This window comes from Brevundimonas sp. Root1423 (assembly GCF_001426805.1).
Genome location: NZ_LMFL01000045.1, coordinates 244568 through 263307, shown reverse-complemented (window position 1 = coordinate 263307; position 18740 = coordinate 244568). Strand labels below are relative to the sequence as shown.

General features: G+C 68.0%; 23 protein-coding genes and 1 pseudogene. 19 read left to right on the top strand and 5 right to left on the bottom strand.

Annotation, left to right across the window (positions count from 1 at the left end; all coding sequences use genetic code 11):
* Positions 1 to 78: 78 nt before the first annotated feature.
* The 5 genes from ASD25_RS22945 (at position 79) to ASD25_RS22925 (ending at position 3723) form a co-directional block, all read left to right on the top strand.
* The gene (locus ASD25_RS22945) at positions 79 to 651 is read left to right on the top strand and encodes a DUF2059 domain-containing protein (protein ID WP_056620778.1); all 573 of its coding nucleotides are present in this window, start codon (positions 79 to 81) and stop codon (positions 649 to 651) included.
* 110 nt (positions 652 to 761) lie between these two features.
* A complete protein-coding gene (locus ASD25_RS22940) occupies positions 762 to 1406 on the top strand; it encodes a DUF47 domain-containing protein (RefSeq protein ID WP_056620776.1) in 645 nt (214 codons plus the stop codon).
* 12 nt (positions 1407 to 1418) lie between these two features.
* On the top strand, positions 1419 to 2420 hold the full coding sequence (locus tag ASD25_RS22935) for an inorganic phosphate transporter (RefSeq protein WP_056620774.1): 1002 nt from the start codon (positions 1419 to 1421) through the stop codon (positions 2418 to 2420).
* Positions 2420 to 2866, top strand: coding sequence for an NUDIX hydrolase (locus ASD25_RS22930; protein WP_056620773.1), 447 nt, complete (start codon positions 2420 to 2422; stop codon positions 2864 to 2866). The genes ASD25_RS22935 and ASD25_RS22930 overlap by 1 nt, the downstream gene beginning before the upstream one ends.
* A gap of 56 nt (positions 2867 to 2922) precedes the next feature.
* Complete coding sequence (locus ASD25_RS22925; RefSeq protein WP_056620771.1) at positions 2923 to 3723, top strand: hypothetical protein; 801 nt, start codon at positions 2923 to 2925, stop codon at positions 3721 to 3723.
* Positions 3724 to 3727: 4 nt separating this feature from the next.
* Here ASD25_RS22925 and ASD25_RS22920 read toward each other — a convergent pair whose 3' ends face one another.
* Positions 3728 to 4198 carry a DUF1203 domain-containing protein gene (locus ASD25_RS22920; RefSeq protein WP_056620769.1) on the bottom strand — a complete coding sequence of 157 codons (471 nt, stop codon included), beginning with the start codon at positions 4196 to 4198 and terminating at the stop codon, positions 3728 to 3730.
* Between the two features lie 99 nt (positions 4199 to 4297).
* Between ASD25_RS22920 and ASD25_RS22915 the strand changes: the two genes are divergently transcribed.
* The 12 genes and pseudogenes from ASD25_RS22915 (at position 4298) to ASD25_RS22865 (ending at position 13279) form a co-directional block, all read left to right on the top strand.
* On the top strand, positions 4298 to 6100 hold the full coding sequence (locus ASD25_RS22915) for a M3 family oligoendopeptidase (protein ID WP_056620767.1): 1803 nt from the start codon (positions 4298 to 4300) through the stop codon (positions 6098 to 6100).
* A 36-nt stretch (positions 6101 to 6136) separates the two neighbouring features.
* Positions 6137 to 7486 (top strand): serine hydrolase, encoded by a 1350-nt coding sequence (locus ASD25_RS22910; protein ID WP_056620765.1) that lies wholly within the window; start codon positions 6137 to 6139, stop codon positions 7484 to 7486.
* A gap of 84 nt (positions 7487 to 7570) precedes the next feature.
* The gene (locus tag ASD25_RS22905; RefSeq protein WP_056620763.1) at positions 7571 to 7822 is read left to right on the top strand and encodes an aa3-type cytochrome c oxidase subunit IV; all 252 of its coding nucleotides are present in this window, start codon (positions 7571 to 7573) and stop codon (positions 7820 to 7822) included.
* Positions 7823 to 7938: 116 nt separating this feature from the next.
* Entirely contained in the window at positions 7939 to 9072 is a 1134-nt protein-coding gene (locus tag ASD25_RS22900; protein ID WP_056620761.1) for a Re/Si-specific NAD(P)(+) transhydrogenase subunit alpha, read from the top strand.
* On the top strand, positions 9069 to 9287 hold the full coding sequence (locus ASD25_RS30700) for a hypothetical protein (RefSeq protein ID WP_156389425.1): 219 nt from the start codon (positions 9069 to 9071) through the stop codon (positions 9285 to 9287). Before ASD25_RS22900 ends, ASD25_RS30700 begins: the two co-directional genes overlap by 4 nt.
* Positions 9287 to 9619, top strand: coding sequence for an NAD(P) transhydrogenase subunit alpha (locus tag ASD25_RS22895; protein ID WP_056620759.1), 333 nt, complete (start codon positions 9287 to 9289; stop codon positions 9617 to 9619). Before ASD25_RS30700 ends, ASD25_RS22895 begins: the two co-directional genes overlap by 1 nt.
* Complete coding sequence (locus tag ASD25_RS22890; RefSeq protein WP_056620758.1) at positions 9616 to 9912, top strand: hypothetical protein; 297 nt, start codon at positions 9616 to 9618, stop codon at positions 9910 to 9912. Before ASD25_RS22895 ends, ASD25_RS22890 begins: the two co-directional genes overlap by 4 nt.
* A complete protein-coding gene (locus ASD25_RS22885; protein WP_156389424.1) occupies positions 9912 to 10196 on the top strand; it encodes a hypothetical protein in 285 nt (94 codons plus the stop codon). Before ASD25_RS22890 ends, ASD25_RS22885 begins: the two co-directional genes overlap by 1 nt.
* Before the next feature lies 1 nt (position 10197).
* Positions 10198 to 10581, top strand: coding sequence for a hypothetical protein (locus tag ASD25_RS22880; RefSeq protein WP_056620754.1), 384 nt, complete (start codon positions 10198 to 10200; stop codon positions 10579 to 10581).
* A gap of 22 nt (positions 10582 to 10603) precedes the next feature.
* Positions 10604 to 11961: pseudogene (locus ASD25_RS22875) on the top strand (NAD(P)(+) transhydrogenase (Re/Si-specific) subunit beta).
* Positions 11962 to 12115: 154 nt separating this feature from the next.
* On the top strand, positions 12116 to 12841 hold the full coding sequence (locus ASD25_RS22870) for an alternative oxidase (protein ID WP_082572567.1): 726 nt from the start codon (positions 12116 to 12118) through the stop codon (positions 12839 to 12841).
* 12 nt (positions 12842 to 12853) lie between these two features.
* On the top strand, positions 12854 to 13279 hold the full coding sequence (locus ASD25_RS22865; protein WP_056620752.1) for a DUF1801 domain-containing protein: 426 nt from the start codon (positions 12854 to 12856) through the stop codon (positions 13277 to 13279).
* Here the strand turns inward: ASD25_RS22865 and ASD25_RS22860 are convergent.
* Positions 13276 to 13506: a hypothetical protein gene (locus tag ASD25_RS22860; protein ID WP_056620750.1), complete on the bottom strand. Its 231-nt coding sequence runs from the start codon at positions 13504 to 13506 to the stop codon at positions 13276 to 13278. The two genes, ASD25_RS22865 and ASD25_RS22860, sit on opposite strands and share 4 nt — an antisense overlap.
* An 85-nt stretch (positions 13507 to 13591) precedes the next feature.
* Here ASD25_RS22860 and ASD25_RS22855 point away from each other — a divergent pair, with 85 nt between their 5' ends.
* Complete coding sequence (locus ASD25_RS22855; protein ID WP_056620748.1) at positions 13592 to 14581, top strand: YafY family protein; 990 nt, start codon at positions 13592 to 13594, stop codon at positions 14579 to 14581.
* On the opposite strand, the gene ASD25_RS22850 is transcribed toward ASD25_RS22855, so the two are convergent.
* Positions 14578 to 15381, bottom strand: coding sequence for a hypothetical protein (locus ASD25_RS22850; RefSeq protein ID WP_056620743.1), 804 nt, complete (start codon positions 15379 to 15381; stop codon positions 14578 to 14580). The two genes, ASD25_RS22855 and ASD25_RS22850, sit on opposite strands and share 4 nt — an antisense overlap.
* Before the next feature lie 123 nt (positions 15382 to 15504).
* Here ASD25_RS22850 and ASD25_RS22845 point away from each other — a divergent pair, with 123 nt between their 5' ends.
* Positions 15505 to 17013 carry a serine hydrolase gene (locus tag ASD25_RS22845; RefSeq protein WP_162252095.1) on the top strand — a complete coding sequence of 503 codons (1509 nt, stop codon included), beginning with the start codon at positions 15505 to 15507 and terminating at the stop codon, positions 17011 to 17013.
* Between the two features lie 6 nt (positions 17014 to 17019).
* Here the strand turns inward: ASD25_RS22845 and ASD25_RS32875 are convergent, their stop codons facing one another.
* Together ASD25_RS32875 and ASD25_RS22840 are read right to left on the bottom strand one after the other, a co-directional pair.
* A complete protein-coding gene (locus tag ASD25_RS32875) occupies positions 17020 to 17151 on the bottom strand; it encodes a hypothetical protein (protein WP_255356187.1) in 132 nt (43 codons plus the stop codon).
* Between the two features lie 35 nt (positions 17152 to 17186).
* Positions 17187 to 18626 carry a short-chain fatty acyl-CoA regulator family protein gene (locus ASD25_RS22840; protein ID WP_056620739.1) on the bottom strand — a complete coding sequence of 480 codons (1440 nt, stop codon included), beginning with the start codon at positions 18624 to 18626 and terminating at the stop codon, positions 17187 to 17189.
* Positions 18627 to 18740: the final 114 nt, after the last annotated feature.

Sequence of the window (18740 nt, the reverse complement as noted above, 5' to 3'; positions counted from 1 at the left end):
CCGGAGACGGCTGCAACCCGGTCTTTTGTGTTGTGAGATGATTGCGCGGGCGCATACTTCGCGCACACGAGGGTCGTTATGCGCTTCTGGATCGTTCTTCTATCGGCCATGGCGCTGGCGTCGGGCGCCATGGCGCAGGCCAAGGTGACGCCGCCGCCTGGCGTCGAACAGCCTTCCGCCCGGCAGATGCATCTGAGCCGGCGCTACATCGAGCTGACCCAGAGCGACCAGATGGAGGAGGCGATCCGGCAACTGATCGTGGGCGAGGCCGCCGCGGATCCGTCGATGCGCGAGATGCCTGCCGAAGATCAGGCCTTCATGGTCGATCTGGCGACCGAACTGACGGTCGACCTGATGCCGCAGATGATGGAGCGACTGGTCCCGGTCTACGCCCGGACCTTTTCCGAGCCGGAACTGACGGCTCTGGTGGCCTTCTTCGACTCGGAGCTGGGCCGGTCCATCGCCGGAAAGAGCATCTCGAGCGCGCCGGAGGTCAATGCGGCGATGATGTCCGTCATGCCCCAGTTGTTCGAGAAGATGGCCACCCGGGTCTGCGCGCGCTTCGGATGCGACGCCGCGGAAATGAGGGCGATGATGCAGGGGGAAGCGTACGGATCCGCGCTGCCCCTGGACGGCAAGCCTAGGAACTGAATCCCGGCCCCCGGACCCTTCGGCGTCACTGAACCGTCCGACGACTGACGGGTTGACGCATCAGCGCGGACGCGGGAGTGACCGCACAGGGTTAAGCGGGAGATTCGTCGATGCTGGGCTGGTTCCAGACACTGCTGCCGAAGGAAGACAATTTCTTCCGCCTGTTCGACGCGCACGCCGCAACCCTGATCAAGGGCGCAGAGGCGCTGCGCAAGGTGCTGGAGGGCGGCGACGAGGTCCCGCACTGGTGCCAGAAGATCGTCGATCACGAGCATGAGGCGGACGAGGTGGCGCGGGAGGTGCTGTTCGCCGTGCGGCGCAGCTTCATCACGCCGTTCGACCGGTCTGACATCCGGGGCCTGACCAACTCGCTGGATGACTCCATCGACCAGATGCAGAAGACCGCCAAGGTGATCACCCTGTACGAGATGCGGGACTTCGCGCCGCACATGCGCCAGCTGGGCGACATCGCCGTGGACGCGGCCCTGCTGACGGTCGAGGCGGTCAGCCTGCTGCCGGCCATGCGGCGCAACCACGAGCGCCTGAACGAACTGACCGAGAAGATCGCCCGGCTTGAGAGCGACAGCGACACCCTGTACGACCAGGGCATGAAGGCGCTGTATCAGGCGCACAAGGGCAGCGATCCGATGGCCTTCATCACCGGCGCCGAGGTCTATGACCACCTGGAGAAGGTGGTCGACCGGTTCGAGGACGTCGCCAACCGGATCAACGGCGTTCTTGTCGAACACCTGTAAGGAGGCGGCCCGATGGACGGCCCCCTGCTGATCCTGATCTTTCTGATCGCCGTCGCCCTGCTGTTCGACTTCCTGAACGGCCTGCACGACGCCGCCAACTCCATCGCCACCATCGTGGCGACGCGCGTGCTGCCGCCGGTCTATGCCGTCGGCTGGGCCGCCTTCTTCAATTTCATCGCCTTCCTGTTCTTCGGCCTGCATGTCGCCGACACGATCGGGCGGGGCATCATCGATCCCGACATCATCACCGATCAGGTGATCTTCGGTGCGCTGATGGGGGCGATCAGCTGGAACGTCATCACCTGGCTGGCCGGGATTCCGTCGTCGAGCTCGCACGCCCTGATCGGCGGCCTGCTGGGCGCGGGGATCGCCAAGGCCGGGCCGGGCGTCATCGTGGTGGCGGGGGTGACCAAGACGGTGGCGGCGATCTTCGTGTCACCGGCGGTCGGGTTCGCCCTGGCGCTGGTGCTGGTCTTCATCGTCTCGTGGGCGTTCGTGAAGGCCAATCCGTCGTTCGCGGACAAGGTCTTCCGGCGTCTGCAGTTCGTCTCGGCCTCGGCCTATTCGCTGGGGCACGGCGGCAATGACGCCCAGAAGACGATGGGGATCATCGCCGTGCTGCTGTACTCGCGCGCGCCGCCGGGATCGGAGTTCATGGTGCCGTTCTGGGTGGTCATCACCTGTCAGGCGGCCATCGCCCTGGGCACGCTGTTCGGCGGCTGGCGGATCGTCCACACCATGGGATCGCGGATCACGCGCCTGAGCCCGCAGCAGGGCTTCTGCGCCGAGACCGGTGGCGCCATCACCCTGTTCATGGCCACGGGCCTAGGCATCCCCGTGTCGACGACCCACACCATCACCGGCGCCATCGTCGGCGTCGGCGCGGCGCGTCGGGCCTCGGCGGTGCGCTGGGGCGTGGCGCGCAGCATTGTCACCGCCTGGTTCATCACCATGCCGGCCTCGGCGGCCATTGCGGCGCTGTTCTTCTGGATCGGCGGGGCGTTCCTGACCTGATGACCGGTGATGTGATCCGCACCCAGACAGCCGAGCGGCGTCAGGTCGCGGCCCTGCCGTGGCGGAAGACCGGGGCGGGGCTCGAGATCATGCTGGTGACCTCGCGCGAAACGCGCCGCTGGGTCACGCCCAAGGGCGGGCGGATGCCCGGCAAGACGGACGCCGAGGCTGCGGCCATCGAGGCGCTGGAGGAGGCGGGGATCGAGGGTGAGATCGCCCACGAGCCGCTGGGCACCTTCCGCTACCTGAAAATCCTGAAACGCCGGGCGCCGCGCTGGTGCGTGGTCGCCGTCTACGCCCTGGAGGTCCACACCCAGCACGACGACTGGCAGGAGCGCGGCCAGCGCGAGCGGGTCTGGGTCAGCCAGGACGAGGCCGTGCGCCGGGTCGACGAGCCCGACCTGAAGGCGCTGATCGCGGCCTTCGCGGGTCAGGGCGCCTCCTGATCGAAATCTCGACGCGTCGGGATTGCATGAGGCGCTGGTAGTGGCATCAAAACAGGATGCGACTGATCCTTGCCCTGCTCATGCTGCTCGTCTGCCCCGCCATCGCGAAGGCCGGATGTCCCGATTTGCCCGGAAGCCAGGCGCTTCTCGACGCGGACGCCGACTTCATCGTGGTGGGAGAGGCGCATGGGACGGTGGAGTTGCCGGCGCTGTTCGCGGATCTGGCCTGCACCCTGACGGCGGACCGTCGCCCGCTGCTGGTCGGCGTCGAGCATGGGCCAGCCAATCAGGCGGCGCTGGACGCGTATATGGCGTCTGACGGAGGCGCGGACGCGCGGGCTGTCCTGCTGCAGGCGTCCGCATGGAACGAGCCGGGCGGGCGAGGCAGTCTGGCGATGCTGGAACTGATTGAACGGGTGCGGCAGCTAAAGGCCGCGGGCGCCAAGGTGGCGCTGGTTGCATTCGATCATGTGATCGAGACACCGGGCACCACGGAGTTGCGAGAGCGCTATATGGCGGCGCAGCTGATGGCGGCGGTCGGGCGCTCGCCGGGAGCCCGAATGCTGGCGCTCACCGGTCTGGGGCATGCGGACAAGGAGGGGTTTGCGTCGCAGCAACCGCCTTTCCGCTCTATGGCCCAGTTTCTACCGCCCGAGGACACGCTCACTCTCTCGTTCGTCCGCGCGGGCGGCGAGGCGCTCCAATGCCGCCTGACGTGCGCGGCCGGACCCATGACCGCGCGGGACGAGCCGAGAGCCCGGGGCGTATCGCTGGGCGACGGCCGGTCGGGCTTTGACGGCTGGTTCTCGAACGGCGCAATCCTGACCGCCTCGACGGCGGCGCGTCCCGCGCCCTGACTCGTCAGTCCCGGACCGCCGCGGCCATGTAGCAGCCGCGCCGGGCGGCGTGGATATGCGTCACAGCGACGTTCTCGCCCCTGAACCAGTCGCATAGGCGGGGTGCGAGGTCGGCGCCCTCGACCACATCGGCGTCGATCATCATCCAGTCGGCGTCGTAGATGCGGACCGAGAGCAGGCGTCGGGACAGCATGTCGGGCACGAAGCCGGGCGCCGGCGCGACTTCGGACGCGGCTTCACGGACGAAGATCGGGCCTTCGGACCGGAAGGGGCTGCAAGGGTCGTCGACATGACGGTGGTTCAGCAGGATCAGCCGTTCTCCGGGTTCGGCGTCGGCCAGGCTGACGCGGCAGGGCGCGCTGTGGAGCGCGTCGGCGATCATGCGGCGCGCGCCGATGGATTCCAGCGCCGCGTCGTCCATGGCGAACAGCGGCCGGAAGGCGTCGAGGGGCAGGGGCAGGATGCGGAAGCTCATGCGATATCTCCTTCGCGGCCGATATGAGGGGCGGGAGATCGTGGGTCTGGCGGCTTCCGGACGTTGCGCACAGCGCCCGGCGTCCCCACAACGGAGGGCATGAACGCTCCCTTCAAGACCCCCGCCGATCCGCTGGACGCCCCGCTGTGGGACCTGTCCGACCTGTACGCCTCGCGCGACGACGCTCGCATCGAGGCCGATCTTGAGAAGGCGAGGGGATTGGTCGCCGAGCTGAACGCCCTGCAGGGCCAGCTCGTGGCGGCGCGGGCCGATGCGGCGACGCTGGGCCAGAGGCTGGACCGGGCAGTGACCCTGTATGAACAGGCGTCGGACGTTCTCGGCGGGCTGGGGGCCTATGCGTTCCTGGCGGCCTCGACGAACCGCAACGATGCGGGAGCGACCGGCTTTGAGGCCACGGTGCGCGAGAAGATGACGGCCATCGCGACGCCGACGGTCTGGGTGACGCTGGAGGTCAACCAGCTGGAGGAGGCCGAGATCGAGGCCGCCCTGACGGCGCATCCGGCGGGCGCGCGCTGGACGCCCTGGCTGCGGCGGGTTCGGGCGATGAAGCCGCATGAGCTGTCTCAGGAGCTGGAGACCTTCCTGGCCGAGCGCGGACCGATCAGCGCCCAGTGGCCGCGCCTGTTCGACGAGACGCTGGCGGCGATGAAGGTGAAGGCGGGCAAGGACGAACTGACGCTGGCCGAGGCCCTGAACCGGCTGTCGGACCCCAAAGCGGCGCGGCGCAAGTCGGCGGCCGAGGGGCTGAACGAGGCGCTGGGCGCGCGCACGGCGACCATGGCCATGGTCATGAACACGGTGGCGGCCGACAAGGCGCTGGAAGACAAATGGCGGGGCTTCAAGCGACCGGCCGACGGGCGGCATCTGTCCAACGAGGTCGATGGCGAGTCGGTGGATGCGATGGCCGAGGCCGTGGCCGCCGCCTATCCGAGGCTGTCGCACCGCTATTACGCGCTGAAGGCGCGGGCGATGGGCAAGGCGACGCTGGACCAGTGGGACCGGAATGCGCCGATCGAAACCAGCGCGCCGCGCGGCTATGACTGGGCGTCCGGCAAGCAGCTGGTGCTGGAGAGCTTCGCCGATCTGGGGCCGGAGTTCGCAGAGCGGGCCGGCGGCTTCTTCGACAGGCCGTGGATCGACGGAAAGGCGCGACCGGGGAAACAGTCCGGGGCCTATGCGCACCCGGTGACGTCGGACCGGCACCCCTATGTCTTCCTGAACTGGATGGGCGAGCGGCGCGACGTGCTGACGCTGGCGCATGAGCTGGGGCACGGGGTGCACCAGACGCTGGCGGCGGGGCAGGGCAGTCTGCTGGCCGATACGCCGCTGACGTTGGCCGAGACAGCGTCGATCTTCGCCGAGGGGCTGACGTTCGACCGGCTGTTGAAGACTGCGCCCAAGGCCGAGCAGCGCGGCCTGCTGGCCGGGCGGATCGAGGACGGGCTGAACACCGTGGTGCGCCAGATCGCCTTCCACCGGTTCGAGACGCGGTTCCACGACGAGCGGGAGGCGGGCGAGGTGCCGGTCGAGCGGATCGGCGAGCTGTGGATGGAGGAGATGGGGGCGTCGCTGGGGCCTGCGGTGACGCTGAACGCCGGCTATGAGCACTGGTGGAGCTATGTCAGCCACTTCGTCCACTCGCCCTTCTACGTCTACGCCTATGCGTTCGGCGACTTGCTGGTGGCGGCGCTGATGGAGACGCGGGCCAAGGACCCGGCGGGCTTCACACCGCTGTACCGCGAGCTGCTCGCGGGCGGCGGGTCGAAGGGCTACGTCGAGGCGCTGGCGCCGTTCGGGCTGAACCCGCGCGATCCGGCGTTCTGGACCATCGGCACCAAGCGGCTGGAAGGGCTGATCGACCGGTTCGAGGCGCTGGTCTGAGTTGACGGCGGGGGCGGGGCGGGCGAGCGTCCCGCCATGCGCACCCTGATCCTCGCCGCGGCCCTCATCGCCGCCTCTCCGTTCGCCGCCTTCGCCCAGACGCCGGCACCCGCGGCGCCGTCCGCCAGCGTTCGCGCCATGGCGGCGGGGTACAAGGCCCTGACGGTGTGCAGCGCGCTGAAGACGGCCGAGGCCGCGGGCGGGACGCGGACGCTTGAGAGCATCGAGGCCAATGAGCTGACGGGCATCTATCCCGAGCTGGATCCGCTGGTGCGGGAGATGCCGGTCGAGGTGTTTCCGGCGCGGGTGGCGGTGGCCTGGGACGACGCCATGCCGCCGCGCTCGGCGGTGTGGAGGCAGGGCGGGGGCTGCATAATCATGCCGGTGGGCTGGACGGGCGAGCAGATCGCCACCCTGCCGCCGCGAGGACCGTCGGATCAGGCCTTCACACGGGGAGAGCCGGCGGGCAACGCCGCCTTGCTGAACGAGGCGGTCGAACAGGCGTTCGAGGGCGGTTATGGCGCGGGTTCCAACACCACCGCCGTGCTGGTGCTGCAGAACGACCGGGTGGTGGCTGAGGAATACGCCGAGGGCTTCGGGCCCGACACGCCGCAGCGGACCTGGTCGGTGGCCAAGTCGCTGGCGGGGACGGTGATCGGGGCGGCGGTGCAGCGCGGCGAGGCCGATGTGAATGCGCCGGCGGCGATCGCGGACTGGGGCCGCGAAGGCGATCCGCGCGCGGCCATTACGCTGGACCAGTTGATGCGGATGGGGTCGGGCCTGACCAGCGATACGGCGGGCAATCGCACGGACGCCCTGTATTTCGGCGGCGTGGGCGTGGACGAACAGGCGCCGACCTGGCCGCTGATCGCGCCGCCGGGAACGCGGTTCCGCTACGCCAACAACGACATCCTGCTGGCCGTCATGGCCATCGCTCCGACCTTCGAGGCCCATCCGCCGAGCGAGCTGTTCCGGCGGCTGGGGATGAATGACACCTGGGCCGAGACCGACTGGCGCGGCAACTACATGCTGTCCAGCCAGGTCTGGTCGACGGTGCGCGATCTGGCGCGGTTCGGGCGGCTGTATCTGAACGACGGGATGGTGGACGGGCAGCGCATCCTGCCCGAGGGCTGGCGCGACCATGTCTCGCGCCCGTCGGGGCCGCAGCCGCCAACCGGCGAGCAGGGGTATGGCGCGACCTTCTGGCTGTTCAACAGGTCGGAGGGTATTCCCGCTGACGCCATCTCGGCTAACGGCAACAGGGGCCAATATGTGATCATCGTGCCGAGCCGGAACATCGTCATCGTGCGGCGCGGGGAGGATCCGGCCGGAAAGCCGTTCAACTTCATCCCCTTCACCCGCGACGTGCTGGCCGCGCTCGAGTGACGGGAATTGTCAGCCGCCGCTTGAGCCGACGGCAGGCCCCGCTATAAGAGCGCCAACCGACGTTCCAGATTCCCGGACACCGACATGGCCGACCCGCACCACGCCGACTCCCACGACGCCTATGTTCGCGGCTCGCAAGAGATCAGCGAGCAGTCCTCGACCTTCCACGCCTTCATCAAGATGTCGAAGTGGGGTTCGCTGTGGATCGCGGCCCTGCTGGCCTTCCTGGTGATCTGGTTCCAGCCGGGCGGCAGCTTCATCGGCGGCGCGATCGTCGCCGTTGTAATGCTGGTGCTGGGCTATTTCGCCCTGAAGTCGGGCAAGAAAGCCCACTGACTTCCTGGGGCGCTTACGCGTCCGACGCGGTCGGCCGCTCCTTGAGCGCCGGCGCTTTGACGCAGCCTCTCCGATCAGCCTAACGTCGTCCACCGAGAGATGACGGAGGGATTCGCTTGGCTGTCGCCATCGCCGTGACCCGCGAACGCCGAGACGGCGAGACGCGCTGCGCCGTAACTCCGGAGACGGTGAAGAAGCTGATCGCCATGGGCGCGACCGTGACGGTCGAGGCCGGGACGGGCGCGGGCTCTTCGATCCCCGACAACGAATACGCTGACGCCGGCGCGACCGTGGCCAAGGACACCAAGGCCGTGCTGTCGGGCGCGGACATCGTGTTGAAGGTGCGCGGGCCGACGGCGCAGGAGACCAGCGCGCTGAAGCCCGGCGCCATCGTCGTGGCCCTGCTGGACGCCTATCGCGACAAGGAGACGGTGACGGCGCTGGCGCAGGCCAATGCGACCGCCTTCGCCATGGAGTTCGTGCCGCGGATTTCGCGGGCGCAGGTGATGGACGCCCTGTCGTCACAGGCCAATCTGGCCGGATACCGCGCGGTGATCGAGGCGGCGTACGCGTACGGCAAGGGTTTTCCGATGATGATGACGGCGGCGGGCACAGTCGCCCCGGCCAAGGTCTTCGTCATGGGTGTGGGCGTGGCGGGGCTTCAGGCTATCGCCACGGCGCGGCGGCTTGGGGCGGTGGTCACGGCCACCGACGTGCGGCCCGCGACCAAGGAACAGGTGGAATCGCTGGGCGCCAAATTCCTCGCCGTCGAGGACGACGAGTTCAAAAACGCACAGACGGCCGGCGGCTACGCCAAGCCGATGAGCCCCGAGTATCAGGCCAAACAGGCCGTGCTGACCGGCGAGCACATCAGGAAACAGGACATCGTCATCACCACGGCCCTGATCCCGGGCCGGGCCGCGCCCGTGCTGGTTACGGCGGATCAGGTGGCGACGATGAAGCCGGGATCGGTGCTGATAGATCTGGCCGTCGAGGCGGGCGGCAATGTCGAGGGCGCCAAGGCGGGCGAGGTCGTCACGACGGCGAACGGCGTGCAGATCGTGGGCCACACCAACCTGCCGGGCCGGATCGCGGCGGACGCCTCGGCCCTCTACGCCAAGAACCTGGTCGCCTTCGTCGGGCTGATGATTGTGGACGGGGCGCTGGCGCTGGACCTCGAGGACGAGATCCTGAAGGCGGCGGCGGTGACGCACGGCGGGGCCGTGGTGCACGAGGGGGTGAGGGGATGACCCGGCTCTCGTCACTCATGGCGGTCCTTTCATTTGTGTGCGCCGGCGCGCTGGTGTTCAGGCAAGTGACGACAGGACGGATGGACGACCAGTCAGAGATCTTCCTGCTCATGGTCGTGGCGCTTGCGTTCGTCATGCTGGCCCTGCTCTTCCAGCGGGTCCGCCGACTGGAAACCGCGCTGAACCAGAAGAATTCCGCGCTGGAGCATCACTGATGGAACACGTCGATCCCACCGTCTTCCGCCTGGCCATCTTCGTGCTGGCGATCTTCGTCGGCTACTATGTGGTCTGGAGCGTCACGCCGGCCCTGCACACGCCCCTGATGGCCGTGACCAACGCCATTTCCTCGGTGATCGTCGTCGGCGGGCTGATCGCGGCGGCGGCGGCCAGCGCGGACGGCGGCTGGATCGCCAAGGGGGCGGGAGTCGCGGCCGTGACCCTGGCCAGCGTCAACATCTTCGGCGGATTCATGGTCACCCGAAGGATGCTGGCCATGTACAAGAAAAAGGAACGGCCCGCGAAGCCGGCGGAGGCGGCCGGGTCGTGACGCAGGCCATTCTCTTCACAGCGCTTGTGCCGCTGGCGCTTCTGCTGGTGCTGGGCTTCGTTTTGCTGAGCGGCCGGATGAGCGAGGCGGTGCGCAGACGTGTCGAACTCGGTCTGATCCTGATCGCCTACCCCGCTTTTATCCTGACCTGGGCATCGCAGGCCTGGGCGTATCAGCAGGAAGGCGACTGGTTCATGGTCAGCATAATGCTGGTTCTGATCGCCTCCTTCGCGGTCCAGTTCGTTCTGGCGCTGCGAACCCGCACACTGTTCCCGAGGTTCCGGAAGGCATGATGCTGGACGCCCATCAGTTCGCGGTCGGCGCGTCCTGGGTCGCGACGGCGATCGGGGTCGGCCTGTGGCTGTGGAGCTGGTTCGGCGAGAAGGATGCGATCCGCAAGATGCGCTTTCTCGACTGCGGCGTGGTGCTGCTGTTTGCCTCGGTGCTGCTGCGCATCGTGGCGCAGGACAAGCCGATGAGCGTCTGGGACTGGGCCATGGTGTTCGTGGCGCCTCTGTTCATCGTCGCCGCCCTGTGGCGGCTGGCGCGCACAGCCTGCCCGCCGGGAGGGCGCTGAGATGCGCGCGGGGCGGCTCGGGTTGATCGTGCTGCTGGTCGCGGGCGCTTCGGCGGCCGATGCGCAGACCCGCCTCGGCGCGGATATCGAGAGCGGCCTGCCATGGCACGTCGCGGCGCTGCAGGGCGCCAGCTGGTCGCTGGTGTGCCGGTTCAAGCCGGTGACCTACGAGGCCTCGACCTACAACAAGGAAGCCTGGGCCAACCGGATCGCTGAAACCGGACGCGGTTCGAAGGGCGGGCGGCTGCCGTCGGACAACGGCAGCTGTACGGTGACCAAGACGGGCGGGCGCGGGGCGGTGGCCATCGCCATGATCAAGAACGGCGAGTCTCAGGTGGCGGTCACGACTGACCCGGCCAGACCGGCCGCCGTGGGATTTTTCTGATGCTGAAACTCGGGGACACGGCATGAACGCATCCTTCGCGGCCCTGGCCTATCTGGTCTCCGGCGTGCTGTTCATCCTCAGCCTGCGGGGCCTGTCGAGCCCGGAGACGAGCCGGCAGGGCAACACCTTCGGCATGATCGGCATGGCGCTGGCGGTCGGGGTGACGCTGCTGACGCTGTGGAGCACGGGGACGCTGGATCCGGTGACCCTCGGCCTGATTGCGGGTGGGGTGATCGTCGGCGGCGGGGCAGGGGCGTTGATCGCCGCGCGGGTGCAGATGACGCAGATGCCCCAGCTGGTGGCGGCCTTCCACAGTCTGGTCGGCATGGCGGCCTGTCTGGTCGCTGTGGGCGCCGTCTATGCGCCCGAGAGCTTCGGCATCGCCGACGGGGCGGGCGGCATCAAGATCCAGTCGATCATCGAACTGGCGCTGGGCGTGGCTATCGGGGCCATCACCTTCACCGGCTCGGTCATCGCCTTCGCCAAGCTGGACGGGCGTATGTCGGGCGCGCCGATCCTGTTGCCGGCGCGGCACCTGATCAACATCGGGCTGGCGCTGGGACTGGTGGTGCTGATCGGGGTGATGATCGCGACGGACGGCACGGCGACCTGGGCGTTCTGGGGCGTCTTCCTGCTTGCCCTGATCCTCGGCGCGACCCTGATCATCCCTATCGGCGGGGCCGACATGCCGGTGGTGGTGTCGATGCTCAACTCCTACTCCGGCTGGGCCGCGGCGGCGCTGGGCTTCACGCTGGAGAACATCGCCCTGATCATCACCGGCGCGCTGGTCGGCAGCTCGGGCGCGATCCTGAGCTACATCATGTGCAAGGCGATGAATCGCAGCTTCATCTCGGTCATCCTTGGGGGATTCGGCGGCGATACAGCGGCAGCGGGCGCTGGCGCGGTCGAAACCCGCCCCGTTAAACAGGGCAGCGCCGACGACGCGGCCTTCATCATGAAGAACGCCTCGAAGGTCATCATCGTAAGCTGAAGGAGGAGGGCGTCGAGGTGAAATACGCCATCCACCCCGTCGCCGGCCGCATGCCCGGCCACATGAACGTCCTGCTGGCCGAGGCCAATGTCCCCTATGACGAGGTGTTCGAGCTGGAGGACATCAACAGCGAATTCTCGAGCTGCGACGTGGCCTTCGTCATCGGCGCCAATGACGTCACCAATCCGGCCGCCAAGACCGATCCTCAGAGCCCGATCTACGGCATGCCGGTGCTGGATGTGGAGAAGGCGGGGACGGTGCTGTTCATCAAGCGCGGGATGGCGGCGGGTTACGCCGGAGTGGAGAACGAGCTGTTCTTCCGCGACAACACCATGATGCTGTTCGCCGACGCCAAGAAGATGGTCGAGGGGATCGTGAAGGCGCTCTAGGCGTCGTCCGTAGGCGCCGCGGCATTTTGGCCGCTTGACCCAATATCCACAAAACTTCTAGGGATTTTAGATCACGCTCGCGCTGGCGCGGTTCGTCTCGACACCGGGTTGGGTATGGCTCTCGCTTCGAGAGCCTCCGCTCTGGACAGGTCCCATGGTCAACAAGATCCTCGCCCCCGACGCTCGCGCCCTCGACGAGGAACGGGACGCCGAACCGGTCATCCACCACGAGCCTCAGGGCTTCTCCGACCATTTCGCCCTGGGTTTCACCAAGCTTCTGCGCGTCTGCGCCGACACCTTCTTCGCCAAGAAATACGGTCACCGCGCCATCGTGCTGGAAACCGTGGCCGCCGTGCCCGGCATGGTCGGGGCGACGTTGCAGCACCTGCGTTGTCTGCGTGAGATGAAGGACGACGACGGCTGGATCCGCACCCTCATGGAGGAGGCGGAGAACGAGCGGATGCACCTGATGACCTTCATCGCGGTGGCCCAGCCGACCTGGTTCGAGCGGCTGGTGGTTCAGCTGGCCCAAGCGATCTTCTATGTGGGCTTCTTCCTGCTCTACCTCGTGTCGTCGCGGACGGCGCACCGTGTCGTCGGCTATTTCGAGGAAGAGGCCGTCATCAGCTACACGCTGTATCTGAAGGAAATTGACGAGGGACGGTCGCCGAACGTCCCGGCCCCGGCAATCGCCATCCATTACTGGAAGATGGCGGCGGACGCGACGTTGCGCGACGTCGTGCTCAAGGTGCGGGCCGACGAGGCGCATCACCGGGACGTCAACCACGGTTTCGCCAGCACTCTGGCCAAGCTGCCGCCCACCGCTGTACCCTCTGCCCCGTATCCGCCCCATGCGACGGAGCTGAGGGGCGCCGCCTGATCCGGAGGGGCCATGGCTTACGAGGCCAAGACCAGGGTTACTGACGTCTCGGTGGCCGACTTCATCGCCGCTGTGGAGAACCCGACGCGCCGCGCCGACGCCGAGACGCTGTGCGCGCTGTTCGGGGAAATCAGCGGCGAACCGGCGACGATGTGGGGGCCGTCCATCATCGGCTTCGGCAAGTACCACTACCGGTACGCCAGCGGGCATGAGGGCGATGCGCCCCGGCTGGGGTTCTCGCCGCGCAAGGCCCAGACGGTGCTCTACATCCTCGGCGGGTTCGACGGGCAGGATGAACTGCTCGCGCGGCTGGGCAAGGCGAAGACCAGCGTGGCGTGCCTGTACGTCAACAAACTGGCTGACGTGGATATGGACATCGTGCGTGAAATGGCCGTCCAGTCGCTTGCCGAAAACCGGAAGCGTTATCCCGAGTCCTAGGCCGCCAAGCGGAAGTCTTCGGCCGGGCTGAAGGCCGGGCGGGCCTCGTCCCACAGGGCGTCCTCGTCGGCGTAGCGGGCGCTGGCGCTGGCGTCGATCACGTCGATGACCTGTTCCTCCAGCCGGTCCCAGATGACGGCCAGATCGCTGCAGCCGTCGGCGTCGCACGGCACGATCAGGTAGCGGGAAGCGGTGACGGTAGCTTGGGGGGCGAAAGCGCGGGCCATGGAATGTCTCCGGGGTTCAGGTCTCTGTTGAAACCGACCATGAAGCAGCGTTGCGTCAAAAACGGTCGTATGCGACTTTCGTTGCATGAGACACGACAAGGCGGCCCTGGTGATCGAAATGGCGCGGCGGATGGCCGCCAGCGCCGAAGGGATCACGCTCGACGAGATTTCACGCGAGGCGGGGGTGGGGCGCCGTTCGGCCGAGCGGCTGCGTGACGCGGTGCTGGCGCTGTTTCCTCAGGCGGAGGAGGTGTCGGACCCGCCGAACAAGCGTTGGCGCATCCGCGGCGGTCTTTCAGCTTTTGAACAGGCGCCGACGACCGAAGAGCTGGTCGAGCTGAACAAGGCGGCGCAGGGGCTGCGCGCGACCGGCGAGCCGGGGCGGGCGGCGGCGCTGGAGGGGCTGGAGCGCAAGCTGAAGTCGGCGATGCGGTCGACGACGCTGAACCGGCTGGCTCCCGATCTGGAGGCGCTGGTGCGGGCCGAGACCATCGCCGTACAGGCGGGTCCGCGGCCGTCGGCGGACGAGGCGGTGCTGACGGAGATCCGTCAGGCCATTCTGGCGGGCCAGCCGCTGGGCTTTATCTACAGCCGGCCCGGCGCCGAGGCGCGTCGGCGTAGCGCGGCGCCGTGCGGGGTGATGTTCGGGCGCGCCAACTATCTGGTCGCCGCCGACCGCGAGAGCGGCCGCATCCAGACCTTCCGTCTTGACCGGATGAGCGCGGTCAAAGCCGAGGCGGGGGTGGCGACGCCGCCCGCGGACTTTGACCTGCAGGTCTTCGCCAGCCAGTCGTTCGGCATCTATCAGGACGAGATCGAGGATGTGGTGCTGAAGGTCACGCCCCAAGGCGCCGCCGAGGCGCGAGCCTGGCGCTGGCACCCGACGCAGACGGTGGAGGAGCAGGCCGACGGAGGGGTTGTCGTGCGGTTCCGGGCCTCGGGCATGCGTGAACTGGCCTGGCACCTGTTCAGCTGGGGCGATCAGGTCTCGATCGTCGCGCCGGCGCGGTTGAAGGCGGTGATGAAGGGCGAGCTGGAGGCGGCGAGACGCGGACTGGAGGCGGGCGCGGACTAGACGACCGTATGCACCAGACGGTCGCGGCGCTCCCGTTTCGTGGCCACATAGCTCGAGCGCGTCAGACCGGTCAGGTCGAGGAAGTCGCGGTCGAGGTGGGCCTGATCCGTGTATTCCAGAAACGGGTCGTGGGGTGCATCGGGAGACCACGGGCTGGGGTGCAGGGCGCGCAGGACGCGCTGGAGCCGGGCGACCCGCAGAAGGCGTTTGGGGCCACACCCTACGGACCGGATGAAGGCCTTGTTCAGCCCACGGGGCGACATGCCGGCCAGATCGGCCATGGCCGAGACGGGCGCCCGCAGGGTATGGCGCGTGACGCTGTCTGCCATGGCGAGAATGGCGTTGGGTCTGTGATCCTGCCCGTGCAGCACGCCGCGCAAATGATCCGTCGCCATCAGAACGCGTTCGTCGAAATCCGCCGCCTCGGCGAGCCGGTCGTCGAGCCCGCTCCACCGGGCGCCCATGTCTTCCATCGCCAGCCGCTCGTCCATCAGATGGGCGATCTCCATGCGTGAGAGGGCGGCAGCGCCCAAGGCGCTGAGCATCACCATGAAGACGTGGGCGGGCGCGCTGGTGCGGGCGCGGGAGGCGGCGCTGGTCGGACCCCACAAGGCGGCGCGCGGCACGGGCGCCTGTCCGATCAGATAGTCGCCGCCCAGCATGAACTGAAGCATGGCGTTCGGGATCGGCAGTTCGTGCGACGCGTCACACGACGTCGCGTCGCGGCGCTCGGCGAGGCCCAGCACCCACGGCGCCAGATCAGCGGGAGGCGACCGGAATGTCAGGGCGAAATCGTGCACGGGCGGATTCTGAACCGTAGGGCTGTTCCGATTTGTACATGCATGAGGCCGACCTCGCTGATTAGAACGACGAGAAAGCTGCAAATCCAAGGGGCCGAGATGGCATCTAACTGGCAAGTCCTGATGGCTGCGGCCGTCGTCACCCTTTCCACTCATGCGACTGTGTCGGCCGCTGAGTCCGGGAACGCGCAGGTTTCAGCGGGGCAAGGTCAGGCCGCCGCGGCTGCGCCTGCACCCGCTGTCGTGACGCCGGGCCAGCAGTTGATGGTCGACCAGCTGATCAGCGCGCTCAATGCGGGCGGCGGACAGGCGCTTGATCAGTGGATCGGCGCGAACGTCATCCTCAGTCCGACCAACAGCGTCGGCAACTGGCGGGACTGGTTCGGACGGATCGCCCGGACGGCGGCTCCGCTGACGCTCGACCGGGTCGATCCTCCGACGGCGAGCCGGGAGCTGCGGGTGTGGGTTAAAACGAAAAACGGCGCCATGCGGCGGTTCGGCCTCTTCGCCGATCCCGAGGGGTCGGACCGCGTGGCCAGCTTTGTCATAGCCGTTTGGCCCACGGCGTGGCCCGGGCCCATGATCCGGGCCGAGGCCGACGACGAGACGCTGGCGATGCTTGTCCGCACCCGGGTGGAGTTCGGCGCCGGGCTGGACGAGTTTTCGGGCGTGGCCGTACTGGCGGACCGAGGGCGCGTGGTCGGTCAGGCGACGGCGGGGCTGGCTGACCGGCAGAACGGCGTCACCAACCAGCCCGATACCCGCTTCCACATCGCCTCCATGGGCAAGATGTTCACGGCCGTGGCGATCGCCAGATTGATCGAGGACGGGAAGCTGCGCTTCGACTCGCGCTTGATCGACGTGCTGCCGGACTATCCGGACCGGGCGGCGGCGGAGGCCATCACGATCGCCCATCTGCTGAGCCACACCTCCGGCATCAGCCTACCCTATGTCGAGCCGACATCGCCGAAGGACGCCGATCCCGAGCGCGTCAGCGACAGTCTGGCGGGGATCGCAGCCACACCGCTGGCGTTCACCCCCGGCAGCCGGGCCAGCTACAGCAATGAGGGCTACACCGTGCTGGGTGCGGTCATCGAGGCGGTGACGGGCGAAAGCTACTACGACGTGATCCAGCGGGAGGTGTTCGACCGCGCGGGCATGGCGGACACGGCGTTCGACCGGCCGGGGCCCCTGGCCGCTGATACGGCGCAGGGGTACCGCTATGGAGCCGATGACGCGCTCGGGGTCATGCCGCGGGAGTCGAACGCGCCCTTTCTGCTCGACCGCGGCGGCCCGTCCGGCGGGGCCTATTCCACGACGGCGGATATGACCCGATTCCTCAACGCCTTCCGTGATGGCCGGCTGGTCTCGCCGGCGATGGCTGAGGCCCTGCTGACGGCCGAGCCCAACGGGCAGAACCGGTATGGAAAGGGCTTCAGCATCATCCCGGTCGGCGAGCGGAAAATGGTCGGCCATAGCGGCGGCGGCCCCAACTCCGGGATCAATACGGACGCGATGATCGTCTGGGAGACCGGCTGGTCCTACGCCGTGTTCGGCAACTATGACGCACCGGCTGCACAGGCCGTGGCGGGAGCCTTTCTCGCGGCGGCCGTTGCCCAGCCGGCGTCCTGATCCCGACTACAGCCAGAAGCCGCTCGCGACATAGCCGAACAGGCCGGCGGCAAGGATCGCCTCGGCCACGACAAGGACGAACAGGCCGTGGCGTTTGATGAAAGAACCGCGGTGCGTTTTCTGTCCCGGATCGGTCATGCCGCATCAAGCCCGGGGGCGCGAGTTCGTTGCATCTATGCAGGAATTTCCTGGCCGCCGAAGGGATACGGGCTGATGGACTTGGCCCAGTCGTCGACCGCGAGCGGGCGATCCACGGGCGGGGCGGCGCGTTCGGCGCAGGGGTGGCGGTGGCAGAGGCGGCAGGCGGGGCCGATGGGGGTGACCTCGGGAGCCGTGAGGTCAAGGCCGCGCGCATACATCAGGCGGTGAGCGTGTTTTAGCTCGCAGCCCAAGCCGATGGCGAGGTCGTGGCCTTCGGTGAAGGCGTCGTGGCCCTGACGGTCGACGGTGCGGGCGAGGGTGAACCAGCGACCGCCGTCCGGCGTCTCGATGATCTGGGTGATGATCTTGCCCGGCGTGCGGAAGGCGCTGTGCAGCCGCCAGCGCGGGCAGGCGCCGCCGAAGCGCGAGAAGGGAAAGGCGCCCGAGGCGAAGCGTTTGGAGATGTTGCCGGCCTGATCGACCCGCATCAGGAAGAAAGGCACGCCTCGTGCCGTGGGCCGCGACAGGGTTGTCAGGCGGTGGGCGGCCTGTTCGAAGCCGACGCCGAACCGGGCCTGAAGGCGGGCCAAGTCATAAGCGGTGTCCTCGGCCGCGTGCTGGAAGGCGCCGTAGGGCATGATGGTGGCGGCGGCGAGGGTGTTGGTCAGGGACACCTTGAGCAAACGGCGGGTGGGTTCGTCAGGCGCACCCGCCGCCTCCACCAGGGCGGTCAGTTCAGCGTCGTGCTCGGCCAGGGCCAGCTGGTAGGCGACAGCGAAGGCGCGGGAGGAGGCGCCGAGCGTCTCGGACAGCAGCAGCCGCTTGCGGTGCGGGTCATAGCGGCGGGTCCATTCCACCATGACCTCGGCGGGCAGGGTGCGGACGGTGAGGCCGTGGCGCGTCAGGAGCCGGGCGCGGGCGCGGTTTTCAAAGGCCTCGCCGGGCGTTTCGGCGTCCATGGCGTCCGACAAGGTCTCGCCGAGGGCGTCGAGTTCGGGGAAGTGGTTGCGGCGTGACTGGATGTATTCCCGGACCCAGTCGGCGGGGCTGTCGGCGTCACGCCCCCCAAACTCATCGGTTTCCGCGCGGTCGCGGGTGCGGCGGGCCGCGAAAGCGCGATACAGGCGCAGCAGGGCGTCGGCGGCGGCCGGCTGGTCCTCGGCCAGCTGGACGATCTCGTGCCGCGGCACGGCCAGCCCCTGGAACAGGGGGTCGGCGAAGGCCTCGGTGAGTTCGGCCTCGGACGCGGGGCCGCCGGACTGGCCAAGGGTGCGCAGGTCGACGTCATAGGTGTCGGCCAGCCGGAGAAGGAGCTGGGCCGAGACGGGGCGCTGGTTCCGCTCAATGTGGTTCAGATAGCTGGGGGAGACGCCAAGGTCGGCCGCCATGGCCGTCTGGGTCAGGGCGAGCTCGCGTCGCAGCCGCTTGAGGCGGCCGCCGAGGAAGAGTTTGCGATCCGGAGCGGCGTCCATGAACGCATTAGGTCATAAAATGACTTAATGAGAAGTGTCACGATATGACTCAATGACACGATGGTTGACGCGCTCGCTGTGTAAATCATGACTGCGGCGTGTTCTGCTCACGCT

Bases quoted from the DNA above. Each gene is read 5' to 3' on its own strand.
- ASD25_RS22935 (WP_056620774.1), top strand. From the start codon at position 1,419: ATGGACGGCCCCCTGCTGATCCTGATCTTTCTGATCGCCGTCGCCCTG.
- ASD25_RS22885 (WP_156389424.1), top strand. From the start codon at position 9,912: ATGCTGGACGCCCATCAGTTCGCGGTCGGCGCGTCCTGGGTCGCGACG.
- ASD25_RS22910 (WP_056620765.1), top strand. From the start codon at position 6,137: ATGCGCACCCTGATCCTCGCCGCGGCCCTCATCGCCGCCTCTCCGTTC.
- ASD25_RS22865 (WP_056620752.1), top strand. From the start codon at position 12,854: ATGGCTTACGAGGCCAAGACCAGGGTTACTGACGTCTCGGTGGCCGAC.
- ASD25_RS22925 (WP_056620771.1), top strand. From the start codon at position 2,923: ATGCGACTGATCCTTGCCCTGCTCATGCTGCTCGTCTGCCCCGCCATC.
- ASD25_RS22915 (WP_056620767.1), top strand. From the start codon at position 4,298: ATGAACGCTCCCTTCAAGACCCCCGCCGATCCGCTGGACGCCCCGCTG.
- ASD25_RS22940 (WP_056620776.1), top strand. From the start codon at position 762: ATGCTGGGCTGGTTCCAGACACTGCTGCCGAAGGAAGACAATTTCTTC.
- ASD25_RS22930 (WP_056620773.1), top strand. From the start codon at position 2,420: ATGACCGGTGATGTGATCCGCACCCAGACAGCCGAGCGGCGTCAGGTC.
- ASD25_RS22920 (WP_056620769.1), bottom strand. From the start codon at position 4,198: ATGAGCTTCCGCATCCTGCCCCTGCCCCTCGACGCCTTCCGGCCGCTG.
- ASD25_RS32875 (WP_255356187.1), bottom strand. From the start codon at position 17,151: ATGACCGATCCGGGACAGAAAACGCACCGCGGTTCTTTCATCAAACGC.
- ASD25_RS22880 (WP_056620754.1), top strand. From the start codon at position 10,198: ATGCGCGCGGGGCGGCTCGGGTTGATCGTGCTGCTGGTCGCGGGCGCT.
- ASD25_RS22870 (WP_082572567.1), top strand. From the start codon at position 12,116: ATGGTCAACAAGATCCTCGCCCCCGACGCTCGCGCCCTCGACGAGGAA.
- ASD25_RS22855 (WP_056620748.1), top strand. From the start codon at position 13,592: ATGAGACACGACAAGGCGGCCCTGGTGATCGAAATGGCGCGGCGGATG.
- ASD25_RS22845 (WP_162252095.1), top strand. From the start codon at position 15,505: ATGGCTGCGGCCGTCGTCACCCTTTCCACTCATGCGACTGTGTCGGCC.
- ASD25_RS22905 (WP_056620763.1), top strand. From the start codon at position 7,571: ATGGCCGACCCGCACCACGCCGACTCCCACGACGCCTATGTTCGCGGC.
- ASD25_RS22945 (WP_056620778.1), top strand. From the start codon at position 79: ATGCGCTTCTGGATCGTTCTTCTATCGGCCATGGCGCTGGCGTCGGGC.
- ASD25_RS22895 (WP_056620759.1), top strand. From the start codon at position 9,287: ATGGAACACGTCGATCCCACCGTCTTCCGCCTGGCCATCTTCGTGCTG.
- ASD25_RS22840 (WP_056620739.1), bottom strand. From the start codon at position 18,626: ATGGACGCCGCTCCGGATCGCAAACTCTTCCTCGGCGGCCGCCTCAAG.
- ASD25_RS22860 (WP_056620750.1), bottom strand. From the start codon at position 13,506: ATGGCCCGCGCTTTCGCCCCCCAAGCTACCGTCACCGCTTCCCGCTAC.
- ASD25_RS30700 (WP_156389425.1), top strand. From the start codon at position 9,069: ATGACCCGGCTCTCGTCACTCATGGCGGTCCTTTCATTTGTGTGCGCC.